The 25162-nt window shown below is 40.4% G+C and carries 21 protein-coding genes, 2 tRNA genes and 3 rRNA genes; 9 read left to right on the top strand and 17 right to left on the bottom strand.

From position 1 onward, the window contains the following. Positions 1-11 precede the first annotated feature (11 nt). The 9 genes from PHV30_03405 to PHV30_03365 all read right to left on the bottom strand — a co-directional run bounded on the left by PHV30_03405 (position 12) and on the right by PHV30_03365 (position 9119). Complete coding sequence (locus PHV30_03405) at positions 12-647, bottom strand: metallophosphoesterase family protein (protein MDD5456058.1); 636 nt, start codon at positions 645-647, stop codon at positions 12-14. A 266-nt stretch (positions 648-913) separates the two neighbouring features. Continuing rightward, positions 914-1030 (bottom strand): 5S ribosomal RNA (rrf, locus tag PHV30_03400). A gap of 88 nt (positions 1031-1118) precedes the next feature. Further along, positions 1119-4104 (bottom strand): 23S ribosomal RNA (locus tag PHV30_03395). A gap of 211 nt (positions 4105-4315) precedes the next feature. Beyond that, positions 4316-4391, bottom strand: a tRNA-Ala gene (locus PHV30_03390). A gap of 179 nt (positions 4392-4570) precedes the next feature. Continuing rightward, positions 4571-4648: transfer RNA gene (locus PHV30_03385), tRNA-Ile, on the bottom strand. Positions 4649-4751: 103 nt separating this feature from the next. Continuing rightward, positions 4752-6276, bottom strand: a 16S ribosomal RNA gene (locus tag PHV30_03380). The 16S, 23S and 5S rRNA genes sit together here with 2 tRNA genes alongside, the layout of an rRNA operon. 109 nt (positions 6277-6385) lie before the next feature. After that, the gene (gene ispE / locus PHV30_03375; protein MDD5456057.1) at positions 6386-7267 is read right to left on the bottom strand and encodes a 4-(cytidine 5'-diphospho)-2-C-methyl-D-erythritol kinase; all 882 of its coding nucleotides are present in this window, start codon (positions 7265-7267) and stop codon (positions 6386-6388) included. A 60-nt stretch (positions 7268-7327) separates the two neighbouring features. Beyond that, a complete protein-coding gene (locus tag PHV30_03370; protein MDD5456056.1) occupies positions 7328-8206 on the bottom strand; it encodes a peptidylprolyl isomerase in 879 nt (292 codons plus the stop codon). A gap of 85 nt (positions 8207-8291) precedes the next feature. Continuing rightward, entirely contained in the window at positions 8292-9119 is an 828-nt protein-coding gene (locus PHV30_03365) for a TerB family tellurite resistance protein (protein ID MDD5456055.1), read from the bottom strand. A 91-nt stretch (positions 9120-9210) separates the two neighbouring features. Between PHV30_03365 and PHV30_03360 the strand changes: the two genes are divergently transcribed. The 3 genes from PHV30_03360 to pth are packed head-to-tail and all read left to right on the top strand — an operon-like array spanning position 9211 to position 10889. Further along, positions 9211-9957, top strand: a complete 747-nt coding sequence (locus PHV30_03360) for an SET domain-containing protein-lysine N-methyltransferase (GenBank protein MDD5456054.1) — start codon at positions 9211-9213, stop codon at positions 9955-9957. 57 nt (positions 9958-10014) lie between these two features. Further along, complete coding sequence (locus PHV30_03355; GenBank protein MDD5456053.1) at positions 10015-10275, top strand: Smr/MutS family protein; 261 nt, start codon at positions 10015-10017, stop codon at positions 10273-10275. Positions 10276-10277: 2 nt separating this feature from the next. Further along, on the top strand, positions 10278-10889 hold the full coding sequence (pth, locus tag PHV30_03350; protein MDD5456052.1) for an aminoacyl-tRNA hydrolase: 612 nt from the start codon (positions 10278-10280) through the stop codon (positions 10887-10889). On the opposite strand, the gene PHV30_03345 is transcribed toward pth, so the two are convergent. Then, on the bottom strand, positions 10874-12121 hold the full coding sequence (locus PHV30_03345; protein ID MDD5456051.1) for an MFS transporter: 1248 nt from the start codon (positions 12119-12121) through the stop codon (positions 10874-10876). The two genes, pth and PHV30_03345, sit on opposite strands and share 16 nt — an antisense overlap. Before the next feature lie 113 nt (positions 12122-12234). On the opposite strand from PHV30_03345, the gene PHV30_03340 reads away from it, so the two are divergent. Further along, a complete protein-coding gene (locus tag PHV30_03340) occupies positions 12235-13899 on the top strand; it encodes a transglycosylase SLT domain-containing protein (GenBank protein ID MDD5456050.1) in 1665 nt (554 codons plus the stop codon). Here PHV30_03340 and PHV30_03335 read toward each other — a convergent pair. Further along, complete coding sequence (locus PHV30_03335; GenBank protein ID MDD5456049.1) at positions 13896-14525, bottom strand: NYN domain-containing protein; 630 nt, start codon at positions 14523-14525, stop codon at positions 13896-13898. The genes PHV30_03340 and PHV30_03335 overlap by 4 nt on opposite strands. A gap of 100 nt (positions 14526-14625) precedes the next feature. On the opposite strand from PHV30_03335, the gene PHV30_03330 reads away from it, so the two are divergent. After that, positions 14626-15018, top strand: a complete 393-nt coding sequence (locus PHV30_03330; GenBank protein MDD5456048.1) for a hypothetical protein — start codon at positions 14626-14628, stop codon at positions 15016-15018. Between the two features lie 34 nt (positions 15019-15052). On the opposite strand, the gene PHV30_03325 is transcribed toward PHV30_03330, so the two are convergent. Beyond that, positions 15053-15901, bottom strand: a complete 849-nt coding sequence (locus PHV30_03325) for a hypothetical protein (GenBank protein MDD5456047.1) — start codon at positions 15899-15901, stop codon at positions 15053-15055. A 102-nt stretch (positions 15902-16003) separates the two neighbouring features. Next, positions 16004-17638: a glycosyltransferase family 39 protein gene (locus PHV30_03320; GenBank protein MDD5456046.1), complete on the bottom strand. Its 1635-nt coding sequence runs from the start codon at positions 17636-17638 to the stop codon at positions 16004-16006. Here PHV30_03320 and PHV30_03315 point away from each other — a divergent pair. Genes PHV30_03315 through PHV30_03305 form a run of 3 tightly spaced genes read left to right on the top strand, consistent with a single transcriptional unit; the run spans position 17637 to position 20193 of the window. Continuing rightward, positions 17637-18251: a hypothetical protein gene (locus tag PHV30_03315; protein ID MDD5456045.1), complete on the top strand. Its 615-nt coding sequence runs from the start codon at positions 17637-17639 to the stop codon at positions 18249-18251. The genes PHV30_03320 and PHV30_03315 overlap by 2 nt on opposite strands. Further along, positions 18238-19314, top strand: a complete 1077-nt coding sequence (locus PHV30_03310) for a radical SAM protein (protein MDD5456044.1) — start codon at positions 18238-18240, stop codon at positions 19312-19314. The genes PHV30_03315 and PHV30_03310 overlap by 14 nt, the downstream gene beginning before the upstream one ends. Before the next feature lie 6 nt (positions 19315-19320). Then, a complete protein-coding gene (locus tag PHV30_03305; GenBank protein ID MDD5456043.1) occupies positions 19321-20193 on the top strand; it encodes an aldo/keto reductase in 873 nt (290 codons plus the stop codon). Here the strand turns inward: PHV30_03305 and PHV30_03300 are convergent, their stop codons facing one another. Further along, positions 20194-21486 (bottom strand): aminotransferase class I/II-fold pyridoxal phosphate-dependent enzyme, encoded by a 1293-nt coding sequence (locus PHV30_03300; protein MDD5456042.1) that lies wholly within the window; start codon positions 21484-21486, stop codon positions 20194-20196. A gap of 185 nt (positions 21487-21671) precedes the next feature. After that, positions 21672-23255, bottom strand: coding sequence for a DEAD/DEAH box helicase (locus tag PHV30_03295; protein ID MDD5456041.1), 1584 nt, complete (start codon positions 23253-23255; stop codon positions 21672-21674). 188 nt (positions 23256-23443) lie between these two features. On the opposite strand from PHV30_03295, the gene PHV30_03290 reads away from it, so the two are divergent. Then, positions 23444-24055, top strand: a complete 612-nt coding sequence (locus PHV30_03290; GenBank protein MDD5456040.1) for a hypothetical protein — start codon at positions 23444-23446, stop codon at positions 24053-24055. On the opposite strand, the gene PHV30_03285 is transcribed toward PHV30_03290, so the two are convergent. Both PHV30_03285 and PHV30_03280 read right to left on the bottom strand, forming a co-directional pair. Beyond that, positions 24052-24462 (bottom strand): peptide chain release factor-like protein, encoded by a 411-nt coding sequence (locus PHV30_03285; GenBank protein ID MDD5456039.1) that lies wholly within the window; start codon positions 24460-24462, stop codon positions 24052-24054. The two genes, PHV30_03290 and PHV30_03285, sit on opposite strands and share 4 nt — an antisense overlap. Positions 24463-24474: 12 nt before the next feature. After that, positions 24475-24666: a hypothetical protein gene (locus tag PHV30_03280; protein MDD5456038.1), complete on the bottom strand. Its 192-nt coding sequence runs from the start codon at positions 24664-24666 to the stop codon at positions 24475-24477. Between the last annotated feature and the right edge of the window lie 496 nt (positions 24667-25162).

The raw sequence follows: 25162 nt of genomic DNA, 5'->3' as shown, positions 1-25162 counted from the left end.
TTGAGCCGAGGCTAATGTGGCAAATTATTTTTTACGCAGATAAACCTCTCTGCGGGCAGCATTATCGCTGTTAAAGGCCCTCCCCAGGCCGCGCTGGTATCGATGCCGATTTTATCCTTTAAAACTAACGGTTCGTTGTAATGCGTATGACCGAAAATTACTTTTTTATCAATATGAGTAGGGTTATTGATAAACTCCTCCCTTATCCAGAGCAGGTCATGTTCCGTTTGTTTATTTAAAGGTTTATTGGGATTAATGCCGGCGTGTACAAAAAAATATTTGTCTGTTGAATAATAAGGCAGAAGCGTTTGAAAAAATTTCCCATGTAATCTTATAATTTCTGTTTCGCGACCATAACTGTTTATTGTTTTTTCTCCGCCATTTAACATCCACATTTGATAATAAGAAGCATCTCCGGCCAAAGCCCTGAGCATCATGTCCTCATGATTGCCTTTCAGGAATATGCACTCCTGTGTTTCGGCCAAACCAAGAAGATAATCAATAACACCACGAGGATCAGGCCCTCTGTCGATATAATCTCCCAGAAAAATTAAAAGGTCATCGGGTTTTAAATTTATTTTCTTGATAAGCGCAGTGAGCATTTCCAGCTGGCCATGTATATCACCGATAGCATAGATTGTTTTCATGTTGAGGATTATATAACTTTTATATATCGCAGTACAAAGATAAACGAATTAGCTAAATTCTTTTCTCGCATAAAATTGGTTTATGGTTTTAATCTTTTATATTACTCTACTACGCTCTGAATAAGCTGCTCTATGTTTCATTAAAATCATGGCGATAACGAGGCGTCGAGGAAGAAGCGATGAGACAGTACTGAAACGTACGGGGAAGAGCTTCTGACGAAGACAACAAAGTTAGCGTCTTGATTTTAATAGAAACAAAAAAAGCTTGCTGGCAACGACTTACTCTCCCACAAAGTTTCCCATGCAGTACCATCAGCGCTGAAGGGCTTAACTTCTGTGTTCGGGATGGGAACAGGTGTTTCACCTTCGCTATAGTCACCAGCAAGCTTTTACATACTTGCTTAATAATTTCGTGTTTTTCAAATTAATAAAATATACCTGCACAATCCTTTATTGTAAACCGAGAAAGAATAGGTTAAGACCTCGACCAATTAGTATCAGTCAGCTTAACGCATTGCTGCGCTTACACCCCTGACCTATCAACCTAGTAGTCTTCTAGAGGTCTTACTTCCTTATGGAATGGGAAATCTAATCTTGGGGTTGGCTTCGTGCTTAGATGCTTTCAGCGCTTATCCAGTCCAGACGTAGCTACCCGGCGTATGCCGCTGGCGCGACAACCGGTACACCAGAGGTCTGTTCATTCCGGTCCTCTCGTACTAAGAACAACTCCCCTCAAATTTCCTGCGCCCACAATGGATATGGACCGAACTGTCTCACGACGTTCTGAACCCAGATCGCGTACCACTTTAATGGGCGAACAGCCCAACCCTTGGAACCTGCTCCAGCTCCAGGATGTGACGATCCGACATCGAGGTGCCAAACTCCTCCGTCGATGTGAACTCTTGGGAGGAATAAGCCTGTTATCCCCGGGGTAACTTTTATCCGTTGAGCGATGACCCTTCCACGCGGCGTCACCGGATCACTAGGTCCGACTTTCGTCCCTGCTCGACATGTCAGTCTCGCAGTTAAGCTCCCTTATGCCCTTACACTCTATGGACGGTTTCCAATCGTCCTGAGGGAACCTTTGAGCACCTCCGTTACTTTTTTGGAGGCGACCGCCCCAGTCAAACTGCCTCCCAAACTCTGTCCTCTGACCGGATCACGGCCAAAGTTAGAATTCCTAAATTTCAAGGGTGGTATCTCAACGACGGCTCAGCAGAAGCTGACGCTCCTGCTTCAAAGCCTCCCACCTATCCTGCACATGAAATTCAAAAATTCAAAGTCAAGGTACAGTAAAGCTCCACGGGGTCTTTCTGTCCTATTGCGGGTAATCAGTATCTTCACTGATAATCCAATTTCACCGAGCCCCTCGTTGAGACAGCTCCCAGATCGTTACGCCTTTCGTGCGGGTCGGAACTTACCCGACAAGGAATTTCGCTACCTTAGGACCGTTATAGTTACGGCCGCCGTTCACTGGGGCTTTGATTCGCTGCTTCGCCTTGCGGCTAACACCTCCTCTTGACCTTCCAGCACTGGGCAGGCGTCAGCCCCTATACATCACCTTACGGTTTAGCAGAGACCTGTGTTTTTGGTAAACAGTCGCCTGGGACGTTTCACTGCAACCATTTCAAGCTCCAGTTGTAAAAACCTTCACTCTACAATGGCACTCCTTCTCCCGAAGTTACGGAGTCATTTTGCCGAGTTCCTTAACGAGGGTTATCTCGCGCGCCTTAGTATTTTCTACTTACCTACCTGTGTCGGTTTTAGTACGGATACCTGATTTCTCCCTAGAGGTTTTTCTCGCCAGTGTGGAGTCAATTGCTTCACCCTTACGGGCTCGGCGTAATACCTCAGGATTAATGAGAGAACGGATTTGCCTATTCTCTCTCCCTACATACTTGCACCACAATCCAATAAGTGGCCAACATATCCTACTGTGTCACCCCATTGGTCAAACAAAATCAGGTAGTACAGGAATATTAACCTGTTGCCCATCGACTACGCCCTTCGGCCTCATCTTAGGACCGACTTACCCTGGGAGGACGAGCCTTGCCCAGGAAACCTTAGGTTATCGGCGAATAAGATTCTCACTTATTTTTTCGTTACTCATGCCGGCATTCTCACTTCCATTTCGTCCACCAATGCTTCCGCATTGACTTCATCCTAAGATGGAACGCTCTCCTACCACCTGTATCTTGCGATACAGATCCATAGCTTCAGTAGTATGCTTGAGCCCCGTTAAATCTTCAGCGCAAAATCGCTCGACCAGTGAGCTATTACGCTTTCTTTAAATGATGGCTGCTTCTAAGCCAACATCCTGGCTGTCTGAGCGACTTCACCTCTTTTCACACTTAGCATACATTTGGGGACATTAGCTGATGGTCTGGGTTGTTTCCCTTTTGAGCGCGAAGCTTATCCCTCGCGTTCTCACTCCCGGATATTAATTAGCAGCATTCGTAGTTTGCCTGAGTTTGGTAACCCTGGTGAGGCCCCTAGCTCAAACAGAGCTCTACCTCTGCTAATCTTCGTCCGAGGCTGTCCCTAAAGACATTTCGGAGAGAACCAGCTATCTCTGGGTTCGATTGCAATTTCAGCCCTATCCACAGGTCATCCAAAGATTTTTCAATATCAACTGGTTCGGTCCTCCACCCGCTTTTACACGGGCTTCAACCTGCCCATGGATAGATCACCCAGTTTCGGGTCTACAATCAGCAACTAACGCCCTATTCAGACTCGCTTTCGCTCTGGCTCCGGCATAAACCTTAACCTTGCTGCTGACCGTAACTCGCCGGCTCATTCTTCAATAGGCACATTGTCATCCCGCTAAACGGGACTCCAATTGTTTGTAGGCACACGGTTTCATGTTCTATTTCACTCCCCTTCCGGGGTTCTTTTCACCTTTCCCTCGCGGTACTGGTTCACTATCGGTCACTGACGTGTATTTAGCCTTGGAGAGTGGGCTCCCCAGATTCCCACGGGATTCCACGTGTCCCATGGTACTTGAGAACAAAATTATGAAGAGTTTACATTGTCGCATACAGGACTATCACCTACTATGGTAAAGCTTTCCAGCTTACTTTTGCTAATATAAACCTTTGTAACTTCACGCCAGATTAGCAGCTCTGGCACATTAAGTCTCGCAACCCCTGATATACAGCACCTGCAAGTTACTAACATACATCAGGTTTAGGCTCTTCCCCGTTCGCTCGCCACTACTAGGAGAATCTCGGTTGATTTCTTTTCCACAGGGTACTTAGATGTTTCAGTTCCCCTGGTTGCCTCTAATATCCTATGAATTCAGATAATAGTTGCCAGACATTACTCTGGCAGGGTTTCCCCATTCGGAAATCTTCGGATTAATGCTGTTAGCAGCTACCCGAAGCTTATCGCAGCTAACCACGTCCTTCATCGTCAGTCAGTGCCAAGGTATCCACCATGCGCCCTTAGTATCTTAACCTATTCGCTCGATTCACAATAAAGGCTTGAGATAAATTGGTATATTTTTTTACCCTTAATTTGAAGAAACACTAAATTATCAATTTGCTATCTCGTAATCGAGAAGCCTATCAAATCTCTTTGCAGAGAATGATTTTTAAAGTAATAACAAACTAAATTTCGCCATAGTGGCAGTTATTATTTAAATCCGCATATCGTTGATTAACGATACTTGGTGGAGGTGAACGGAATCGAACCGATGACCTACTGCGTGCAAGGCAGTCGCTCTACCAACTGAGCTACACCCCCTCCTACGCCAAAGCTTAGGAGAGCATACTCCCTTTGCCTTATCTAAATCCTGGCAGCCCGTTCACTCTTATACTCAGGGTAGTTATAACAGTTTAATCTGTTATGCTACACTTAACCGCGCCGGAAAACCATAATTTCTATGGCTTGCCAAACGAAGCTCGAGTGACGAGAGCGTAGTATGGTGGGCCTACCTGGACTTGAACCAGGGACCTCACGCTTATCAGGCGTGCGCTCTAAACCACCTGAGCTATAAGCCCTTAATCAACAATTTGCAATGCCTATAGCATAGGAAACTCAAAGTTGAATAGCAAACCCTTTCGGCCTATTTTGTACGTGAGATACAAAAATGGTTCTCCTTAGAAAGGAGGTGATCCAGCCACACCTTCCGGTACGGCTACCTTGTTACGACTTCACCCCAATTATCGGCTCCGCCTTAGGGGGCTGCCTCCCGTGAGGGTTGGCTCACCCATTTTGGGCGTATCCGACTTTCATGGTGTGACGGGCGGTGTGTACAAGGCCCGAGAACGTATTCACCGCAGCGTAGCTGATCTGCGATTACTAGCAATTCCGGCTTCATGAAGGCGAGTTGCAGCCTTCAATCCGAACTGAGAGTGGTTTTTTGAGATTAGCTTAACCTCGCGGTTTTGCAACTCTCTGTACCACCCATTGTAGCATGTGTGTAGCCCTGGGCATAAGGGCCATGAGGATTTGACGTCATCCCCACCTTCCTCCTATTTTCCATAGGCTGTTTCGTATGAGTGCTCACCATGACGTGTTAGCAACATAAGATAGGGGTTGCGCTCGTTGCGGGACTTAACCCAACATCTCACGACACGAGCTGACGACAACCATGCAGCACCTGTCATCCGGCTCCCGAAGGCACCCCTCTATCTCTAGAGAGTTCCGGAGATTTCAAACCCAGGTAAGGTTCTTCGCGTACCATCGAATTAAACCACATGCTCCACTGCTTGTGCGGGCCCCCGTCAATTCCTTTGAGTTTTAAACTTGCGTTCGTACTCCCCAGGCGGGTCATTTAACGCGTTAGCTGCGGCACAGAGAGGGTCGATCTCCCTATACCTAATGACCATAGTTTACAGCATGGACTACCAGGGTATCTAATCCTGTTTGCTCCCCATGCTTTCGTGCCTCAGCGTCAGAAATGCCCCAGAAAGCCGCCTTCGCCACTGGTGTTCCTCGCGATATCTACGCATTTCACCGCTACACCGCGAGTTCCGCTTTCCTCTAGCATCCTCTAGCCAAGCAGTTTTAGGCGCAACTACAGGTTGAGCCTATAGCTTTCACACCTAACATACTTGGCCGCCTACGCACCCTTTACGCCCAATAAATCCGGATAACGCTTGCACCCTACGTATTACCGCGGCTGCTGGCACGTAGTTAGCCGGTGCTTCCTTTGTGGGTACCGTCATCATCTTCCCCACCGACAGAACTTTACATCCCGAAAGACTTCATCATTCACGAGGCGTCGCTGCGTCAGAGTTTCCTCCATTGCGCAAAATTCCTCACTGCTGCCTCCCGTAGGAGTCTGGACCGTGTCTCAGTTCCAGTGTGGCTGACCATCTTCTCAGACCAGCTACCGATCATTGCCTTGGTAAGCCGTTACCTTGCCAACTAGCTAATCGGACATAAGCCTCTCTGCTCGCGATCGAAACCTTTCCTTGTTTTAACATGCGTTAAAACAAGCTTATTCGGTATTAGCCCTGGTTTCCCAAGGTTATCCCCAACAAGCAGATAAGTTGCTTATGTATTACTCACCCGTCCGCCGCTTAGCGACATCTGTATTGCTACAGACTCGTTCTCGCTCGACTTGCATGTGTTAGGCACGCCTCCAGCGTTAATCCTGAGCCAGGATCAAACTCTCAGTTAATTAGAAAGTTTTTTTAGTTAAACAAAACGAATTGAAGGGTTTGCTATTCAATTTTCAATTTCCTATGCCGTTAAAGTGGCAGGATGGAATTGTACCGTAATGTTCTGGGTCAGTCAACAAAAAAAACGCTGTTTTTTAAAAAAGATTTTCCTTTATTAATTCTCCTTGCCATTACAGCGTTTTTATAGGTTTTTTTTATGCTGACAAAAGCACTTTTTAAAGAATTTTTATTATCAAATATTCCAAATACCGTAGAACCAGATCCGGTCATAAGTGCATGGGTTGCTCCGGCGGCCAATAATTTTTCCTTAACCCTCCCAATTTCCGGGTACATGGGCAGTATTATAGACTCAAAAGCATTATACAGAGTTTTCAATTCTCCAATTTCTTCCGCGCTTTTATATAACGGCTGGTATTTTTTTTGTTGAGTATCCCACAGTCGATAAGCTTCTTTCGTGGAAATATGAATATCCGGGTTCACGAGCAAAAAATATTTATAGGGAGAATAAAAACCGGTCATTTGTTCTCCTTTACCAGACACGCATTTTGTTCCGCCGCTATAACAAAAATTTACATCCGACCCTATGGAGTAATTAAATTTCGTCAGCTCTTCCCCTTTTAATCCCAACTTATAAAACTTGTTAAATACTTCTATGGCAGCCGCGGCATTTGAGCTCCCACCGCCCAGGCCAGCCCCAAGAGGAATATTTTTTTGAATCTTTATTCTAAAACCATTTGTAATCTTTCCGGGATAATCTTTCCGCATACGTTCATACACTTTTTGGATTATATTATTTTCCAGAATATCTCGATTATTACTTTCTATAAAAATGCCTGGTCGTTTTTCCAGAAAGAACTCTAAAATATCATGCAAAGACACAGACTGCATAACCATCAGCAGATTATGCATTCCGTCGTCTCTGCCCAGGATATCCAGGAACAGGTTTATTTTGGCATATGATTTGCAGGCGATTAAGGGTCGATTATTCATGGTAAGAAAAAAACAGCCTCCGGGCAGAGGCTGTTTTTAAATTCATTTTCAAAAATTTTTTTACTTCTTTGTAGTTTCTTTTGGTGGTTCTACTTTTAACAGTAATTGTTCAGAATGATCTTCAACTTTGATTTTCTTTTCGGCGTTCATGACCAGTTCGTCCAGCATTTCCTTTTGTTTCTTCTGAGTTAGAAAAACTTTAACATCTTCCTTGACGTCATCATAAACCAGGTCCTGGGCCGGCTTCTTGTCTTCGACCAGAATGATATGCCAGCCGTACTGGGTTTGAACGGGTTCTTTTGTATAAGCGCCTTTTTCCAGAGCGAAAGCGGCTGTTTCAAATGGCTTTACCATTTGTCCCTTGGAAAACCAGCCCAAGTCACCCTGATTGGTTTTTCCGGACGGGTCAAGAGAATACTCGGTAGCCAGTTTACCGAAATCTTCGCCTTTATTTAATTTGGCGATAAGACCTTTGGCCTCTTCTTCGGTTTTCACCAAAATATGTTTGGCCTTAACCTGGTCCTTGCTTTTGAATTCATCTTTATGGTCTTTGAAATACTTCTTAACATCAGCTTCGGTAACTTCACTTTTTTTATCTATTTTATCTCTTAAATAAATAGCAACTATTACCTGTCTTTTCACTTTTTCCATCTGATCCAGCACATCTTTGTTGTTGGAATAATTATCTTTCTTGGCCATTTCATAAACCAGCATTTCTTTTTTCAGGTTATCAATAAGCAGCTTTTTCCCTTCGGGACTACTATAATACTCCTTATATTGAGGAGGCATAGTGTTCAGCTTCTCATTAATCTCATCCTGCGTAAGCTTTGTATCGCCAACCTTAAGGATAACTTTATCGCTGCCTGCCAGATTAAGCTTCAATCCCATAAAAAGGAAAAACGACAGCACTACAACTAAAACTAACCATACTTTTTTCATATACTCTCTCCTTTACAAAAATTTTCCTTACTTAACAAATATTTAACAAGAGATAAAGTTTACAACATTTCTTTTTTTTGGGCTATCATTTTTTTAATTTCTGATACGCCTCGGTGATTTCTTTAAGCTTGGTTTCATTGGCTTTTTTAAACTCCTCTCCCAAATGACTTACAACGTCCGGATGAAATTTCTTTACCAGGATTCTGTATGTGTCACGTATTTCCTCCTGCGTAGCCCCGCGCTGCAATCCCAATATCCTGAAATATCTATCTTCTTCCTCTGAACTTGCTACGCCTGATGATGCTCTTTGATAACGTCTGATTATAAAGTTTACGTCTTCATAACTGATTTGCAGAAGACTGGCTATCTCGTGCAGCATTTTTTCTTCTGTGTCGTGAAGTTCAAAATCGCAATAGGCTATTTGGTACAGCAAATCCAGCATTACACATTTCAAGTCATAATTAAACTGGTGATTAATCTCATCTGCCAGCTCGTTCAGATTGTGTTCTTTTTTCAACTCTTTTTTCAGCAAATCTTCTACAAGCAGCAGTGCGTTATTGGAAAAACCCAGTCTGGTTACAAAAAAATTTTTGAATGTTTGAATTTCTATGGGCTCAACCTTGCCGTCTGCGTTCATCAGATGCGCGGATATCCTGGCCAGAAGCTCCACAAATTTATTATGCTCGGGAGTTTGTGTGCTGGTATAGGTATATATATGACTGTTTTTATTAATAATATTAAAAAGGGTAAAAAGTACAAAAATAAATATCAGCAAAGGAAAAAGAAGGAAAACAATCCCCAAGAATAACATGAAGAACCTGGCTCCCCCGAAAATAAGGATAAGCATCATTATCAGCCAGAAGTAATTTCCCCGATTATTGTATGATTGATAGCGCATAATATTTCCCGGCATTATTATACACTATTTCCAGGAAAGCGTATTTTTGGACAATATTTTTTGAACTGAAATGTTTTTTTTCACGATAAATTTATGGTGGATTTATTTGCTAAAACTTAAAACTATTTCTCTTCAAAAATCGTTCAATATCCGGGATTACTCCGTGTTTTGCAGATTCATTGATCCGCAGGAAAGAATTCATGTTTATTCCGGAAAAAGAATAAACGCTCTTACTCCTCTAGTATTTCTTTCCGAATATAATGTCGCCTGGACCAATAAACCGCTTGTTCACCCGGACATCACTGTCAACCTGCTTGATCAGGAACGACAACTGTATAAAACCATACCTAAAAAAAGATTTAACCCCTTTAGCCCCTATAGTTATAAAAAAGCATGGTTGTTAAACAAATGTAAGTGCGCCCTGGATAACGGGTTTAATGTTCCTTTATATATCAAACACATAAATAATGAAATCGGATTCGGACTTTTTGCCAGAGACCAAGCAATACCGCCGTTAACCCCCTTTATTGAATATACCGGCATCATTATCCCATCAAATCAAAACCCTGAAAGTGCCTATCTCCATAACAGGACGCCTTTTAGGGATATACCCGCAGAATCTGTTAAAACCCTTTTTCGCACTGATGTGGACGCCGAGCCGGCCGGCAACTACGCCCGTTACGCAAATCACTCCTATAGGCCAAATGCCTCGCGAATACTTTTTTTTCATGAAAAATCAGGCATGTGGAGAATTGTGTGCATAAGTAACCGCAGAATAAACCAAAATTCTCAAATACTTTTTAACTATGGAAGCAGATACTGGGAAAAAAGGGATGTGCCTGTTGTTCTGTAGATTGTAATATATATGCTTCTAGAATAATTGGACCCTCTTTGTTATACTTTTTAAGTAATGGCCAAACTAAAACTTGACCTGCATGACATTTTTAACAAAGGAGCTCTTATAGAAAAAGAATTAAACGAGCTTATTGATGAGGCACTGGGGAAAAAAATAGAACTGGTGGAAATTATTCCGGGCAAAGGTAGTGGGCAACTTAAAAAAAGCGTGCTGCGCTTTCTTAACCGTCCGGAAATAAAAAAGCTCTATCATCGGCTGGAAAAAGACGACAAAAATTTCGGCAGGATTTTCGTACATTTTAAGTTTAAAGGATAGTTATGGCAAATGATCAAAATATTTATGCTGTTATCGGACTTGGCAACCCAGGCCCTGAATATGAACATACCCGTCATAACGCCGGATTTATGGCTATCGATGCTCTTACAAAAGCCTGGAACACAGGCAAGTTCAAGCAGGAGAAAAAATTATGTTCTTATGTTCTCACCCAGCAAAAGGGAGCCAGAATTTATCTGGTTAAGCCTACTACTTTTATGAATAACAGCGGAACAGCTGCGATTTGGATCAAATCATTTTTTAAAATTCCTGAAGCCCATATTATTATAATTTATGATGATATTGCCCTGCCCTGCGGGCAAATCCGTATCAGAAAAAAAGGTTCATCGGGCGGGCACAACGGTGTAGAATCAATAATCTCCCAGATTAGTGACAATTTCGGTAGAATACGGATTGGAATAAAAAGCGCTGATCCTATCTACAGTCTGCATAATTTTGTTTTAAACAACTTTACTCCGGAAGAATCAACAGTTATTTATCACAGCCTGAAGCAGATGCCGGATATTATTAAAACTATTGTAGCAGAAGGATTTGAAAAAGCCATGAACCTCTTTAATGCAAAGGTTCCAAAAATAAATGGTCAAAACTCAGAATAGATTTTTCTGACAGTTTCTCTCACTCCGGGAATGTGCGTGTTAAACCATATCCCTGCCAACAAACAACATAAGCCCCCCAGGGAAAGCGTAAGCCGGATGCCGATATTGTGCGAAATAAAACCCGCCAGCAAATTGCCGATTGGCACCGTGCCGGCAAAGGCAATTGAATATATACTCATTATTCGCCCGCGCAATTTGTTCTCGGTTATAGTCTGCAGTAAAACATTGCTGCCACCGAGCTGCATCATCATACTGAATCCCACACAAATGAGCATGATTAAAGAAAGATAAACGTTATGAGCTATGGAAAAAGTAACCAGGCTGAACCCCAGAATACCGGAAGTTATGACCATTAAATAAACCAGGTTTGTTACTTTTTCTCTGGAAGCCAGATATATGGCCCCAGTTAGTGCCCCGGCTCCAGCAGCGCTCATAAAAAAACCCAACAATGCAGAATCACCATGATAGACTTCCTTTACAAAGGCAGGCAATAATACAACATAAGACATACCCATAAGACTTATAATCCCCACAAGAGTAATAATTGGCAATATCACTCTGCTCTTAATGATATATTGAATACCTTCCTGAAAATGGAAATATATTGTTACCTTTTTTTGTTTCTCCAGCGCTATAGCGGGTATCTTTATCATAAACATCAATGCCAGAATAACCGGGATGTAGCTCAGTCCGTTTAATAAAAAACAAATGTCTTCACCTAACCATTTAATAATAAATCCCGCGATGGCCGGTCCGATTAATCTTGCCCCGTGAAAGGCCACAGAGTTCAAGGCTACGGCATTGGTAACATCTTTTTTATTGTCTATCAACTCTATAAAAAAAGACTGGCGTACTGGGATATCAAAGGCATTAATAAATCCAAAAATCAGTCCCAATATCAAGAAATAATGAATATGCAGCTCGTTTCTATAAACCAGATAAGCGAAAAACAAGGCAATCACCGCGAACAATATCTGGGTGAAAATAAGCAACCTTTTTTTATCGTGTCTGTCTGCAAAAACACCGGCAACAGGCGATATAAACAGAGATGGTATCTGGCTCAAAAAACCCATCAGTCCAAGTAAAATCAAAGAATTTGTAAGCCTGTAAATTAACCAGATCATAGCAATCTGCTGCATCCATATCCCGATCAGGGAAACAATTTGTGTTGTAAAAAAAATACGGTAATTTTTATACTTCAGTGTACGGAAAATCTTCTTAACAAAATCCATTTAAAAACTCCTGTCGTTTTTCGATAATAAACGAATTCCCGACAATAAACAATATCGAAGATAGCAGTTGCACTATTGTTAATTTTACTTACAATAATAAGGGTGATTAAAGTATGCTAAAAAATATTTTTTTTGTATTATTTGTATGTTTTGCGGTTATTCTGGCTTCTGATGTTTCCAATTATAAAGATGGTAAACAACTATTAAAAACCGGGGAATACCAAAAGGCGTATTTAGCTTTTCATGATATCGGGGAAGGCTCTGTCTTGTATCCTTATTCCAGCTATTATGAGGCTTATTGCGCATTACGAGGGAAACTTTATAATGAAGCAGCCAGCGCCAACATCTATCCAGCCAGTAACGAGAAGCTTCCTTTTTCCATTTCCAGAAAAAATCTGAAAAATATTATCAGTTATTATCATGGTGAGCCGCAAACTCCCGAACAACTTATCTGGCTTGGCAAACACTTCTTTGAGCAAGGCAATTATAATGAAGCCGTGAAATGTTTTGAATCAATTCCCACAACTTCCTCAATTGATTCGTCCATTCCCTTATATGTCGCGCGTTGCAGCCTTGTTATCGGCACAAAAAACAGAACTCTCGAACTTTTTAGTGCACTTCCTAATTCGGCTGAAAAATTTTATTATTCTGCGGTTTTACATGATGAAGAAGAAAAAAAGTTCATGTATGATCAAATTCTGGAGAATTATCCGGAAAGTTCACTGGCTTCCGACGCTGCTTTTTATTTATATACCGATGCCAAAAAAAAGAAAAATTTCGAAAAAGCTTTCAGGTATCTGGATTTTTTAGAAAAAACAGGGAAATACAAAAACATGACCTATTTCGAACGCGGCATTTTGCTTTACACCCAGAATGATTACTATGGAGCTCTCGAAGCTTTTAAAAATTCTGAAGCGGATGTGTACCAGGAAGCCTCACTCTATTGGCAGGCCAAATGTTTGGAGAAGCTGGATAAAGCCGATATTTCCAGACAATATTTGTTGCGATTGCAAACTTTATATCCATACTCATATTATTCTTACAGAGCATTTTTTCAAACAGAATATATACCCGACATTTCCGACATCAAATACAGCCCGGCAGATATTCCTGCAGAGGATGTTCCGCAAAGGTTGAAAAAACTTCTGGCAGCTGAAGCTTTTGATGATGCCATATATGAGCTGACTTCTTATTATAATATAAAAAATAACCGAAATCTCTGGGAATATTACGCAAATCAGGCTATCCAGAAAAAACAATATTATTATGTTTACCGTTCTTACGAAGGAATAAAAAATAATTATCTGGCATATCCTCTTGTATATATGGACCTTATCGAACAACGGATCAGCGCTGATGAAGTGGACCCTTATCTGGTTCTGGCGCTAATCAGGGGCGAATCAAGTTATAATCCTGAAGCTGTATCCTATTCGGGAGCAGTGGGATTAATGCAATTAATGCCTGCCACAGCCGCGGCTATCGCTTCTAAAATAAAGCTGGAAAATTATAGTCTGCGAAACCCGTCAGATAATATCACCATGGGCATGTTGCATTTAAAATATTACTTAAAAACTATCGGTGTCATAAAAGGTGTAGCAGTTTATAATTGCGGTATCGGAAATATGACCCGCAATTTTAATAATTTCGATGATATTGACCTTTATGTGGAAAATATTCCAATCGGCCAGACGCGCGGTTATGTAAAAAAAGTCCTGGGTAATTATTGGGTATATAAACTTTTATATGACAGGAACAGTAAAAATCCGATTATGTTTTAGAGAAGCGGTTTCAGTTTAATAACCAGATCCGAATGTTCATATAAATCCTCCGCGTTACTTGGGGCCAGCAGGTTAACGATAACCTTGACTCCTTCGCGACGGGCAAACTTCAGGGCAGGAATGAAGTCGGTATCGCCGGTTATTAGAACAATACAGTCCGCCAGCTGTTTGCTTGCCAGCCAGGCAATATCCAGTCCTATATTAATATCCAGTCGTTTTTGTTTAAAATCAGCTCTTATATCCTGCGGTCTTATCGTTCTGTGCTGACTGATTACATCCCGCAAACCTTCGCTGGATATTTTCCAGCCGTTCAGTTTAAGTATCCCCTTGCGAAAAGCTATATTCGGCTGGACCTTAAGTTCATTTAAAAATTTCATGTTTTGTTCAAACTGAGGAGTTTCGGCATAAGAAATTTTTTCTTTGGTTACGGGATGAACATCATCTTTATCATAAGGCAGACAATCGTAATAATAAATTCTGAGCAGTTCGTAATTAAGCAGAGCTTTCTGGTTCAGAAGTTTATCGCAGTGGTTCAGCAGATCTTCTGGCAAGGGGTTTTCTTTATACCTTTGCCAGTAACAGGCTTTGTAATAACCTCCATCAACTAATATTGCAACTTTACTCATTTTTCTCCGATAAATTTAATGTTCTCAATAGTTATTATAATGTATTTTATGCAAACCTGCCAAAGAAATTCTTTTGCGGGCCTAAAAAAGGAGGCTAATAATGAGCGTTGAAAACAAACAGGTTGGATTTTATATGTGCGCAGAAATGACTCCGACAAGAATAACAAATAAGACGAAACCTTTATCAGATGAACAACTTTACGGGTTGGTCAAAAATGTTGTTTTAAATAATCTCACCAACACCGGTATAATTGTGGAGGGAAACCCGGAGTATTCTCTTAATCCTGCAAAAGATGCATTTGACGGGTCAATAAAATTATTTGTACCGACAAATTTTAACGGCGACAGAATGTTCGGTATTTTGGATAAAATTAAAACTGACCTGAAAACTTCCGGCATAATTACACAAAAACTTATTTATGATGCACCGGACGAATTTGCTAAATCGAAAAGAACAGCTTATATCAACTTTTCAATAAATCCGGTCAAATAATATTTGATAGTCTCCAAAAATTGGAGTCCTTTTTTTAACAACATTTTTTCAGGTTAAGCAGATGCTTCAGCACGCCGCCAAAACCCAGCAGACTAACAATCATACAGATGAAGCCGCCCACAAAGGGAATCCAGCTTATAAGCCAAAGTACTATTATGCCCCAAAATGTTTCCCAGAAGATAGGCAGATTCATTTTTCTTAAGGCTGCTGCTACTTTCTTGCCTAGAAGTTGGGCAGTAGCAATATAACCGAATAATACTGATAGTCCTACCAGCACCAATTCTACAGGTATTAACAATATACCCACCAGAGAAATCGCCAGAAGAATGGCAACAGGAACGATCAGCAGCACACCAAGTATTGCCCACAAAAATGATTTAACAGGGCTTTTCTCGATAATAACGGAAACCTTTCCGATTTGATTGGGAAATAAGGCGACAATTAATAAAGCAAGTGCCAGAAAACCTATAAAGGCAGCTCCCTTAAATATCTTCTCCACTTTTTTCCATTTTTTATTGGGTAAATCATAAAGAATCGTCGAAACATCCATGGCTTTGGTTTCTATCATATTGCCCTTTATTTGGGCGCCCTCGGCTTTATTAATAGAACCACCGACAGATACAACTTTTCCTCCGACTACAGCCTTGCTGCCCAAAATAACAGACCCGCCAACCGCAACAACATCCTGCTGCGCTTCGCCGTTCAGGGAAACACTCCCACCTACAGCGACGACATTATTGGCTTTTTCCCCTTGCTTAATATCTATGCCGCTGCCAATTTTTACTATATCCAGAGCCGATGTCGCAACTGTTTTTGCTTCTGCCGCAAAGGTTATTGCCGCAAGCACCATTACCATAATTAAAATGCTGATTTTTCTACTCATATCTTGCCCCCTTAATAAAATTACCCCCCTAAACATGGTAATTATAAACCTTTTTGTAATTTTCTGGTAATAATTTCTAGTTTCTTTTCTATTAAGTGCTTATTATCTTTTATATATTAAATAATCTTCCAGCTTCCGATCCAGTGAAAATCCTTGTTTCTTAATAATTCCCAAAACTTTTTCACGATTAATATTGGCATTTATATCTGACTCTGGAAAACTCAAATACCCTATATTTTTATCTTTGGTCAGCCTTTCATTTAATACTTCAGGAGAAACTATCGAAAAAACCGTTTCATAGCCTGAGGCATAAAGTTGTCGTCTGTCAGATAAATAGTATTGCAGGTCATATCTGCTTAAAATTTGATTATAACGGACATGCCCGGCCTGTAAATAACGTGTTGCTGCCGAAAAACCTTTTTCGCCGTAAGCATATCGTACATTATAAGATGCAAAGGCCTGGAAAAAATTGGTCATTAGCGCATATAAAAGGAAAAAAAATAAAACTGCTTTTAAACTATTTTTCAGCATAAGCCAAAAAATCAGGAATAATATGGTGAGCATTGTATACAAAAACAAATAATGCGTGATTTGCTGAAAAACAATATTTGCAAAACCAGGCATGTAAAAAAGTTCCAATCTTAAAACCTGCCCTGAATATAGCGGGTCGCGAATAAAAAAAATCCATCCCGCCATGCCTGACAAAAAAAGGACTGAATCACGAATTTTGAACTCAAACAATTTTTTATGATTTATCACAAAAACATATGCGACTAACAGACTTAAGAAAGCGCAGGCTGGAAAGGTATATTTAGGAAAACCCGCAGCTGTAGTTTTGATAATAAAATAGCCGGCAGACACTAAAACCGCTTGCAAATATAGAAACACCAGTGCTCCTTTATTCTGACGCGAACTTTCTTTTCTGATAAACATAATAGAAAAAAAACCGAGAATAATTAGAACCGGACCGCACCATAAAACAAAAGTATTGATATTATAGAGCACAAACAAAATGGTTTTTAATCTAAACAACTGGTTTAGCCCGGCTAAAAAATATGAGTTGTTATGGCCGATTGCGCCCGCATAATAATTTGCAGGTGAAAATAATGAAAAGCAATATAAACTTATATAAAATAATCCGGTTGTAATTAGTCCCAAAATCAGGGATAGACCGGCTGACCATAATTTTTTGGTTTGAAACCATTCCATAACAGGTATGATGATGAGATAAAGATAGGGGGTCGTGTTTTTTGTCCAAAGCAGTATAAAGAAAAATATAGCAAAACCGAGCTGTCGCTGAAGCGTAGCAGATGTCCACAGATATATAAAGGTAAAAAGAAGCATGAACATGGTCAGCAAGGAGTTGTCGATATCGGGCAATAAACTGCCCTGTATAACTACCGGTAAAAGCAAATATAGAAACACTGCCATCTTTCCCATATTCTTATAAATTCTTTCACCGATCAGGTAAAGGAAAAAAGCTGAAAGCAAATTGCAAATCACCCCGAAACTGCGGAAAACCCATTCAGTATTACCCAGCATTCTGCTGTAAAATAAAAGCAATGACTGATATAAGGGAGGCTGAACATCCACCGGAATTGAAGAAACTACGAATGCAGGCTCGTCATACACAAACATATCCTGCAAATGAAAACTGCAAAAAAACAAAAAAAGAAGTACAGGAACAATCAAAATTAGTTCATGTCGAAAAAACTGTTTTATCTTATCTTGTGGCATGATAATATCAGTCTATAGTTATTTAATTGATTTATTTTGTCAAGCCAAAACAGGAGGCAGAACTAATCGTCTGGTTTATTTTTTTGTGAGTGTAAATAATCTAAAAAAGAATAACTTTTCCACCTTAAACAATCTGGGGCTTTCCGAACAACTGGAATTTCAGAAAACTCTTGGTTATATAAAAAAACATTTAAATACTGACAAGCAAAAAATATTAGAAATCATCGATAATTTCAGGCTCAATGCCAATCAAAGCTATGAATTTGTGCAGCTTCTTTACGAATTGCAGTTACAAAAAAACAAAAATTTTAAATTTGCTCTGCTGGAAAATTTTGAGCCTAAATCTTCAAAAAGATCAGAGGAATTCATGCGTTACCTGCGCAAACTGCGATACCCTCAATATATGGATCTTAAGGAAAAGCTGGAACAATCTTTAAAAAAAATTAACAGCTCCACCCTGAAGGCCAGCTATAAAGATAATTTTGAAAGTAACTGCCTGGACCTTTGTATTTCGCTTAAAAATCCTGCTGATATTGATAAGATTTGCCTGGAACTGAAAAAGAAAAAAGCTGAAATAGAAAACCTTCTGGAGATAATCGGTGAGGGCGTTTAAAAATTTACTGGTCAATGAACAAATCAAAGCTCTGCCTTTTACAAAATCTATAATAAAACATTTTAAAAATATCCCTGTTGCTTTTTTTAAACCGGCGGAAGAACAAAATATTATTAAAAAATTCAACAGGGCGGATGTATTGCTTTTAACAGGATTGAAGGGATCTTTTCTTAAAAAATGTCCTGGAACAACCGAGTATAGTTGCTGTAATTATTATATTTTGAATACCGAGATTAACTGCCCTTTTTCCTGTTCCTACTGTATTTTGCAAGATTATTTCGAGCTGAAAGCACATGTTATCTATACCGATATTGATGAATTGTTATTACATTTGCCACGACAGCTGAAAAAGCTTAATAAAGAAAAAATGAGGATTGGGACCGGCGAGTTTACCGACAGCCTGGCCCTTGATAATATTTCCGGGATATCTTTAAAGCTGATTTCTTTTTTTAAAGATTATCCCCATATCCTGCTGGAGCTTAAAACCAAATCGCTGAATGTCGGCAATCTGCTGACTATTACTCCACCGGGAAACATTATTGTCGGCTGGTCTGTAAACACTGATAAGATAATTCAAAAAGTGGAAAGAAATACTCCTTCCCTGCTAAAACGTCTGGAAGCAGCTCAAAAACTGGCACAAGCCGGTTATAAATTATCTTTTCATTTCGATCCGATTATTTTTTATGAAGAAATGGAAAAGGATTATAAAAAAGTCATCGACTTAATTTATCGTTATGTGCCCGCGGAAAAAATAAGCTGGATAAGTCTGGGCTGCTTGCGTTTTACTAAAGGTCTTATGCAGTCCTTTTTTAAAAAATCCCCCGGCTTTATAGATGAATTTATTGTCGGCGATGATAACAAACTTCGTTATCTGCGTCCCAGAAGGGTACGGGCCTATAAAACAATAACCGGCCGGATAAAAAAATATAATCCCGAACAATTTATTTATCTATGCATGGAGTCGCAGACAGTATGGAAACAGGTTTTCGGTTTTTCCTTTGAGACTAATGAAGATTTTGAAAAATGGTTTAATGATCATGTTTTTGAAAAACAAAGGAGCTGATGTGTTGTGCGGTATCGCAAATTAGGAAACTCTGACCTCAACATTTCTGTTATCGGACTGGGGTCATGGATAACAGGCAGAACAGGCTGGCACGATGTTAAAGACAGCGAGTCTGAAGCTGTTATAAAAACAGCTTTGGAAAATGGTATAAATTTTATTGATACCGCTCCAATCTACGGTAACGGTCACGCCGAATCTGTGGTGGGTAAAACCATTAAACCTTTCCGGGATAAAGTTATTCTGGCCACCAAGTGCGGCTTAAAAGAAGGTTTTATTCATGACCTTTCCAAAAAACAGATTTTTAAAGAAATAGAAGATTCTCTGCGCAGGCTGCAAACCGAATATATAGATCTTTATCAACCGCATTGGCCTGATCCACGGGTTGATATTCAAGAGACTATGGAAGCTCTGCTTATTCTGCAGGATAAAGGCCTTATTCGTCATATCGGTTTTTGCAACCATCAGGTCTCTTTGTTGGAGAAAGCACTGACACTGGGCGAGCTTGTCAGCGTTCAGCATCAGTATTCCCTGCTGGACCGAACCATAGAAAATGAAATTGTCCAATTCGCTTTAAAAAATAAAATCGGTGTTCTGGCTTATGGCCCCCTGCATGGCGGACTTTTAACCGGGAAATATAAAACCAAACCTGATGTTTCGCGTAAAGAAGCAAAGGTATTCTTTTATCAGTTTATGAATGATCAAATCTGGAATAAAAGCGTCGAACTGGTTGCCGATTTAAAATCCAGGGCTGAAATGAGCAAACGCAGTATTGCCTCCGAAGTGCTTTGCTGGACAATACAACAGCCAGGCATAACCTGTGCCCTGACCGGTATGCGTAATCTGAAACAGCTTGCTGACAACCTTAAAGGTTTATTTTAATTATTTTGCCTTTTTACAAGCTTCATAAATGTTGCCGAAAAGCAGAGGTATTTTATCTTTGCTTACAGAGGAAAAAGCAACACGAATTACCCCGGATATAAAGATAACGCCGGTATCGTAATCATTTAATAAAATCTGTCTGACTTTCTCACCATCCAGGCCATGTTTTAATTCCAAACACATAAAATATCCCGAATTAAACGGGATGGCCTCAAAATAATCCTGATATTGCGGATTGTCTTTTAATGTCTGTTTTACAGCTTCATAACGAGACTTGAGAAGTTCATATTTCTGCTGTTTCTCGTTTTCGTATTCAGCGGATTTATAGGCGGCGAGCAGCAAAGACTGTGAAAGATTGGAACAATTTGAAACATTCCCCCTTATTGCTCCGGCTGTTTTGGCCTCAAGTACATTGTAAAGTTCTTTTGTCGCACCTTTTATACCAAAGGTCAGAAAACCTACCCTGAAGCCCCACACATAATCCTCTTTTGTAGGGCCGTCTACCTTTATGGCCAGAACATTTTCATGACAATCTGCAAGATAAGAAAAAACAGATTCTTTTTCAATACCATCTTCATAAACAAGGCCAAAATAAGCGTCATCGATAATAACCAGAATTTTATTTCCTTTATCAGCAGCTTTTTTAATTACTGCCACTATTTTCTGCACTTCATCCGTTGTCGGGGTATATCCGGCAGGGTTGTTGGGAAAATTTAAAAGCAAAATTTTTTTCCCGATTTTACCGTTAAAACATACTTTTTCCATCGATTCCATATCAAATCCGCCATTTTTAAATAATTGATAAGTGATAATATGCCCGCCGCTGGCGTTTTCAAAAATCAAACTATAATTATCCCAGCACAGATCCGAGACAGCCACTTCATCACCCGGCTCCACAAACATATAGCTTACCATGCTTAAACCATGCGTCAGAGCACTGGTCACCACCGGCTGACTTACTTCTTTCCCTGCAAGCGAAGGATTTTTTTCAAAAAGCATGGTTTTCCATTTTTCCCTGATATCCGGACGACCATAGCTTGCCGCATAAGGAAAAGCCCCAGCCGGACTGATATTGATTTCTTTGGCAATAGACATAAGACGCATAGGAGAACCGTCGTCTTCAACGGCTGTTCCAATGGTCGCATTAATTTTTTTGCTTGCCGCGTCTGCGGATTGGGCAAGAATTCCTTTTTTGGGGAAATAAATCTGCTTGCCTTTATGGCTCAGCAAAGAAAAAACAGTCTTTGATGTTCTCTCTATAACTTCATTTAATTCAAGTGCCAGTGGGTTCATGCTTCCTCTCCTTTTAGGTTTATTAATATAATAGCAAATTTAGTATAAATTGACAGTTGGAATATTGTTTGTTTTTAATTTATTTTTATGTTGTTACTAAGAGATTAAGTGTCATGCTTCGACAGGCTCAGCAGGCTCAGCATGACAGAAGTAAGCCTGAAATAGTTGAATGCGCAAGACTTTTCCTACTTCATTGGCCTGGCTTTGGTTATTAACGGCCGTTGTCTTTTCTTGTCTCTGGAGTTGGAAACCTGCAGGAATTTTTCCGCGATATTAAAAGGTACTGTAACAAAGGAAAACTTGTCATAGACCTTTATATCTTTTATTAAAAAAGGCTCTATGTTGCCTTCGCGGGCCAGAAATTGCGCCAGGCTCTGCGGCGTCATGCGGTCCATCTTGCCCAAAGCTACAAAAAGCCTGGTTTTGCCCTGCATATCAACTGAAACATCATTAATTTCCCGGTAGCTGCTTTCCTTGAACTCATCATCATAAATGTGCTCTATGAGCGCGGCTACAATATTTTTGGGATCATTTTCAGCAGTTAATTCCGATGCCAAATCCAGGTAATCCTGATGTTCACCGGCTATAATTATCCTCTCCAGTTCCTGCTTGATTTTTGCTTTTTTTGCGGTGATCAGTTCCGCAATAGCTGGAAGCTTTTTTTTCCTAATATCGGCATTAATCAGATTTTTTATATAGTTTAGCCGTCTGTATTCGGAAGATGTAATAAAAGTAATGGCAGTTCCCTTTTTACCTGCCCTGCCTGTGCGGCCGATACGGTGAATATAGGAATCAGGATCCTGCGGAAGTGAGTAATTTATAACATGTGTTAAATCTGTAATATCTATGCCTCTGGCGGCCACATCGGTTGCCACCAAAATAGATGTGTTGTGACTGCGAAATTTCTTTAGTATCTTTTCCCTCATGGTCTGGGATATGTCTCCATGCAAACCCTCGGCCTTATAACCTCGTTCTTTTAATTTAATGGCAATCTCATCTACTTCCAGTTTGGTGCGGCAAAAAATAATACCGAACATATCTGTTTCAGCATCAATGATCCTGCATAGGGCCTCGAACCTGTCGGCGGAGTGCACTTCAAAGTAAATCTGTTCGGTTAAAACTGTGGTTACTTCTGAGCTGTTAACTGAAACATGTGTGGAATTACGCATATACTTTTGTGCTATCTTTTTTATAGGTGCCGGTATTGTCGCAGAAAAAAGCAGGGTCTTTTTCTCCGGAGCGGTATTCTTCATAATCAGTTCAATATCTTCTATAAAACCCATGCTCAGCATTTCATCAGCTTCATCCAGTATTAAATATGATATTTTATTCAAAATTATTTTTTTTCTTCTGATTAAATCCAGCGTACGTCCGGGAGTGCCCACAATAATATCCACGTTGCGACGCAGTTTGTTTATCTGTATTTCCATTGATTGTCCGCCGTAAACAGGAAAAATAACCAGCGCGGAATCGTTTTTAATAGAATTTAATTCTTCCGAGACCTGTATGGCCAGTTCTCTGGTAGGTACCAGTACCAGTGCCTGAGTAAAACCGCTATTTTCCACCAGCTTTTCCAGAAGTGGTATGCCAAAAGCGGCTGTCTTGCCTGTGCCGGTCTGCGCCTGACCGATAATATCACCTGTGCCTTCCAAAAGTAAGGGAATGACCTTCTTCTGAATGGGAGTAGGCGCTTCAAAACCCTTTTTTTTAAGGGCCCGCAGCATTCTTTCCGATACACCCAATTCTTTGAATTCTCTAAGTTTTTCCATTTCTTACACCTTCTGTTTTCTATAATTACAGATAATTTTTCAGGAATATATGTCGGCAGTATAATTAATCTGTTATCTTCTCCAGTTCCTAAGTATAGCATATTCAAAAAACCACACACAGACCAAGATTTGTACTAAAATTTTCTATTTTTTTGCATCGGGTTTTCTTTTTTAACGACAATTATATTATGTTTACCAAAATTATCTCCTCGAATAATTACCTGCCAGTTGAAGCCACTGGGGTCTTCTTTGATGATAACTCTTCTTTTGTTTATCTGAACTTGATGAACTCCCTGATTTCCGAAAGGCCTACAATAAGAGGTTTATGGAATGCCAGAAGCGAAAAAATATTATTGGGGAAAAATATTACACACCAGTTATTGGCACAAAACAATCAATTACTGCTTAATAAAAAAAATCTGGAAAATAATTGGTTCGGTTTCAGAATAAAAAAAGGGTCTGACGACTTTAGTCTTGTTGTTTCACCCGGAAGCATGCGGTTCGGCGGAATCCCCATAGAATATAATAAAAAATTTGAGCTTCTGATTAAATCACTATTTTCCGGACGTTTCCCTGCTTTATTTTTTGAGCAATTCAACTATCAACGCAAATTAAGGCCCGAACTGTTGCGTATAGCCTTACTTCTAAATGATCATCTGGTAGAAGAATCCCTGCCTGACCACAAATTGCTGACAGAAACAATACCGACAATACAAAATTCTCTTAACAATTCCAGACTGTTTAATAAAATTGCTGTCGCAGTATATTTTCTGAATTATAAATTTCGTCTTTTCTATTAATCAGTTGGATTCTTTCTGGATTCTTTTTTTCGGGAAATAATTTTTTTATCCCGCAGTATTTTTTCTTTGGTTTTGCGGGAACGTCTTTTCTTTTGTTTGCGTATTTTTGCTTGTTCCGCCTGTATTTTTGATTCTTTTTGAAAAATTAAAGACTCAATTTTATCGCAAAGCAGCCGCCTGGCTATAAACCGATTAAGGGCCCGGGAACGATCCTGCTGACATTTCACCTCAATACCCGTGGGGATATGCTTTAAATAAACACAGGAAAAAGTTTTGTTGATCTTTTGCCCGCCTTTGCCGCTGCCCAGAATAAACTTTTCAACGAGATTTTCTTCTGTTATGCCCAGCGCGTTCATCCTGTTTTCCAGTTCTTGTTGTTTTTGTGGTAAGATTAACGTCTTTTCCATAGAATTATTTTATCACGTTTTGCTGCCAAACATCTTTTTGGCTGCTTTTGTGGGAAAAAGTTTCGCGTTTTTGCTCCATTGCCACTTAACAAATTTATCAATACACTCCGCGCAAATGTCCGCGCAGTGAGCTTCATCAATTTTTAACTGATTAAACTCAGGGTTATACTCACTGATAGGCTTCTTGCACAAGGTGCAGTTCATTTTTTGTTTTTATTAAACAGCTGTTCCGCGGGGCAGCCGATTTTTTTTTGCTTACAGTATTTGCAGGCCAGAGAGCCGCGAACAAAGCCGTTCCCGATTGAATCAATATCCTACTGAAATAATCTAAAGTCAACTGGTTTTATGTTAAAAAAAGGGTGCATGGCTTCGTTATGCTGACTTGCCGAGTCGAAGAGTTGAAAGACAACACTTAACTTTTACGCTGCCCGGCTTAGCTAAAGCTACGCCGAGCCAGTCTTCGCTATACTCCTCACTTCGTTCGTCGTTAAGCGAAGACTGGCGGAGAGAGGGGTAGCCGACGCCAAGGCTTTGGCGACTAAAGGATTCGCCCTGCTTTCGCAGACCTCCTGTCAGCTCATTCCGGGCCAGCCTTGCTCACTTCCGCTCACATCCTGTTCGCTCTTCCCTTGCGGGCGTTCGCTTGGCTTCGAATCCGCCAACCTCAGTCCTTCTTAGAGTTTTACTATTACTATTTATG

The sequence above is a fragment of the Candidatus Margulisiibacteriota bacterium genome, assembly GCA_028715625.1.
Classification (GTDB): domain Bacteria; phylum Margulisbacteria; class Riflemargulisbacteria; order GWF2-35-9; family GWF2-35-9; genus JAQURL01.
The sequence above is the reverse complement of the archived record's forward strand: the minus strand, read 5'-3'. Positions and strand labels throughout refer to the sequence as shown.

What these genes read in the sequence shown, in the direction of transcription:
- PHV30_03280 (MDD5456038.1), bottom strand. Translation starts at nt 24,666, where the DNA reads ATGAACTGCACCTTGTGCAAGAAGCCTATCAGTGAGTATAACCCTGAG.
- pth (MDD5456052.1), top strand. Translation starts at nt 10,278, where the DNA reads ATGGCAAATGATCAAAATATTTATGCTGTTATCGGACTTGGCAACCCA.
- PHV30_03295 (MDD5456041.1), bottom strand. Translation starts at nt 23,255, where the DNA reads ATGGAAAAACTTAGAGAATTCAAAGAATTGGGTGTATCGGAAAGAATG.
- PHV30_03300 (MDD5456042.1), bottom strand. Translation starts at nt 21,486, where the DNA reads ATGAACCCACTGGCACTTGAATTAAATGAAGTTATAGAGAGAACATCA.
- PHV30_03340 (MDD5456050.1), top strand. Translation starts at nt 12,235, where the DNA reads ATGCTAAAAAATATTTTTTTTGTATTATTTGTATGTTTTGCGGTTATT.
- PHV30_03355 (MDD5456053.1), top strand. Translation starts at nt 10,015, where the DNA reads ATGGCCAAACTAAAACTTGACCTGCATGACATTTTTAACAAAGGAGCT.
- PHV30_03320 (MDD5456046.1), bottom strand. Translation starts at nt 17,638, where the DNA reads ATGCCACAAGATAAGATAAAACAGTTTTTTCGACATGAACTAATTTTG.
- PHV30_03365 (MDD5456055.1), bottom strand. Translation starts at nt 9,119, where the DNA reads ATGCCGGGAAATATTATGCGCTATCAATCATACAATAATCGGGGAAAT.
- PHV30_03405 (MDD5456058.1), bottom strand. Translation starts at nt 647, where the DNA reads ATGAAAACAATCTATGCTATCGGTGATATACATGGCCAGCTGGAAATG.
- PHV30_03285 (MDD5456039.1), bottom strand. Translation starts at nt 24,462, where the DNA reads ATGGAAAAGACGTTAATCTTACCACAAAAACAACAAGAACTGGAAAAC.
- PHV30_03325 (MDD5456047.1), bottom strand. Translation starts at nt 15,901, where the DNA reads ATGAGTAGAAAAATCAGCATTTTAATTATGGTAATGGTGCTTGCGGCA.
- ispE (MDD5456057.1), bottom strand. Translation starts at nt 7,267, where the DNA reads ATGAATAATCGACCCTTAATCGCCTGCAAATCATATGCCAAAATAAAC.
- PHV30_03345 (MDD5456051.1), bottom strand. Translation starts at nt 12,121, where the DNA reads ATGGATTTTGTTAAGAAGATTTTCCGTACACTGAAGTATAAAAATTAC.
- PHV30_03370 (MDD5456056.1), bottom strand. Translation starts at nt 8,206, where the DNA reads ATGAAAAAAGTATGGTTAGTTTTAGTTGTAGTGCTGTCGTTTTTCCTT.
- PHV30_03290 (MDD5456040.1), top strand. Translation starts at nt 23,444, where the DNA reads ATGTTTACCAAAATTATCTCCTCGAATAATTACCTGCCAGTTGAAGCC.
- PHV30_03315 (MDD5456045.1), top strand. Translation starts at nt 17,637, where the DNA reads ATGATAATATCAGTCTATAGTTATTTAATTGATTTATTTTGTCAAGCC.
- PHV30_03335 (MDD5456049.1), bottom strand. Translation starts at nt 14,525, where the DNA reads ATGAGTAAAGTTGCAATATTAGTTGATGGAGGTTATTACAAAGCCTGT.
- PHV30_03330 (MDD5456048.1), top strand. Translation starts at nt 14,626, where the DNA reads ATGAGCGTTGAAAACAAACAGGTTGGATTTTATATGTGCGCAGAAATG.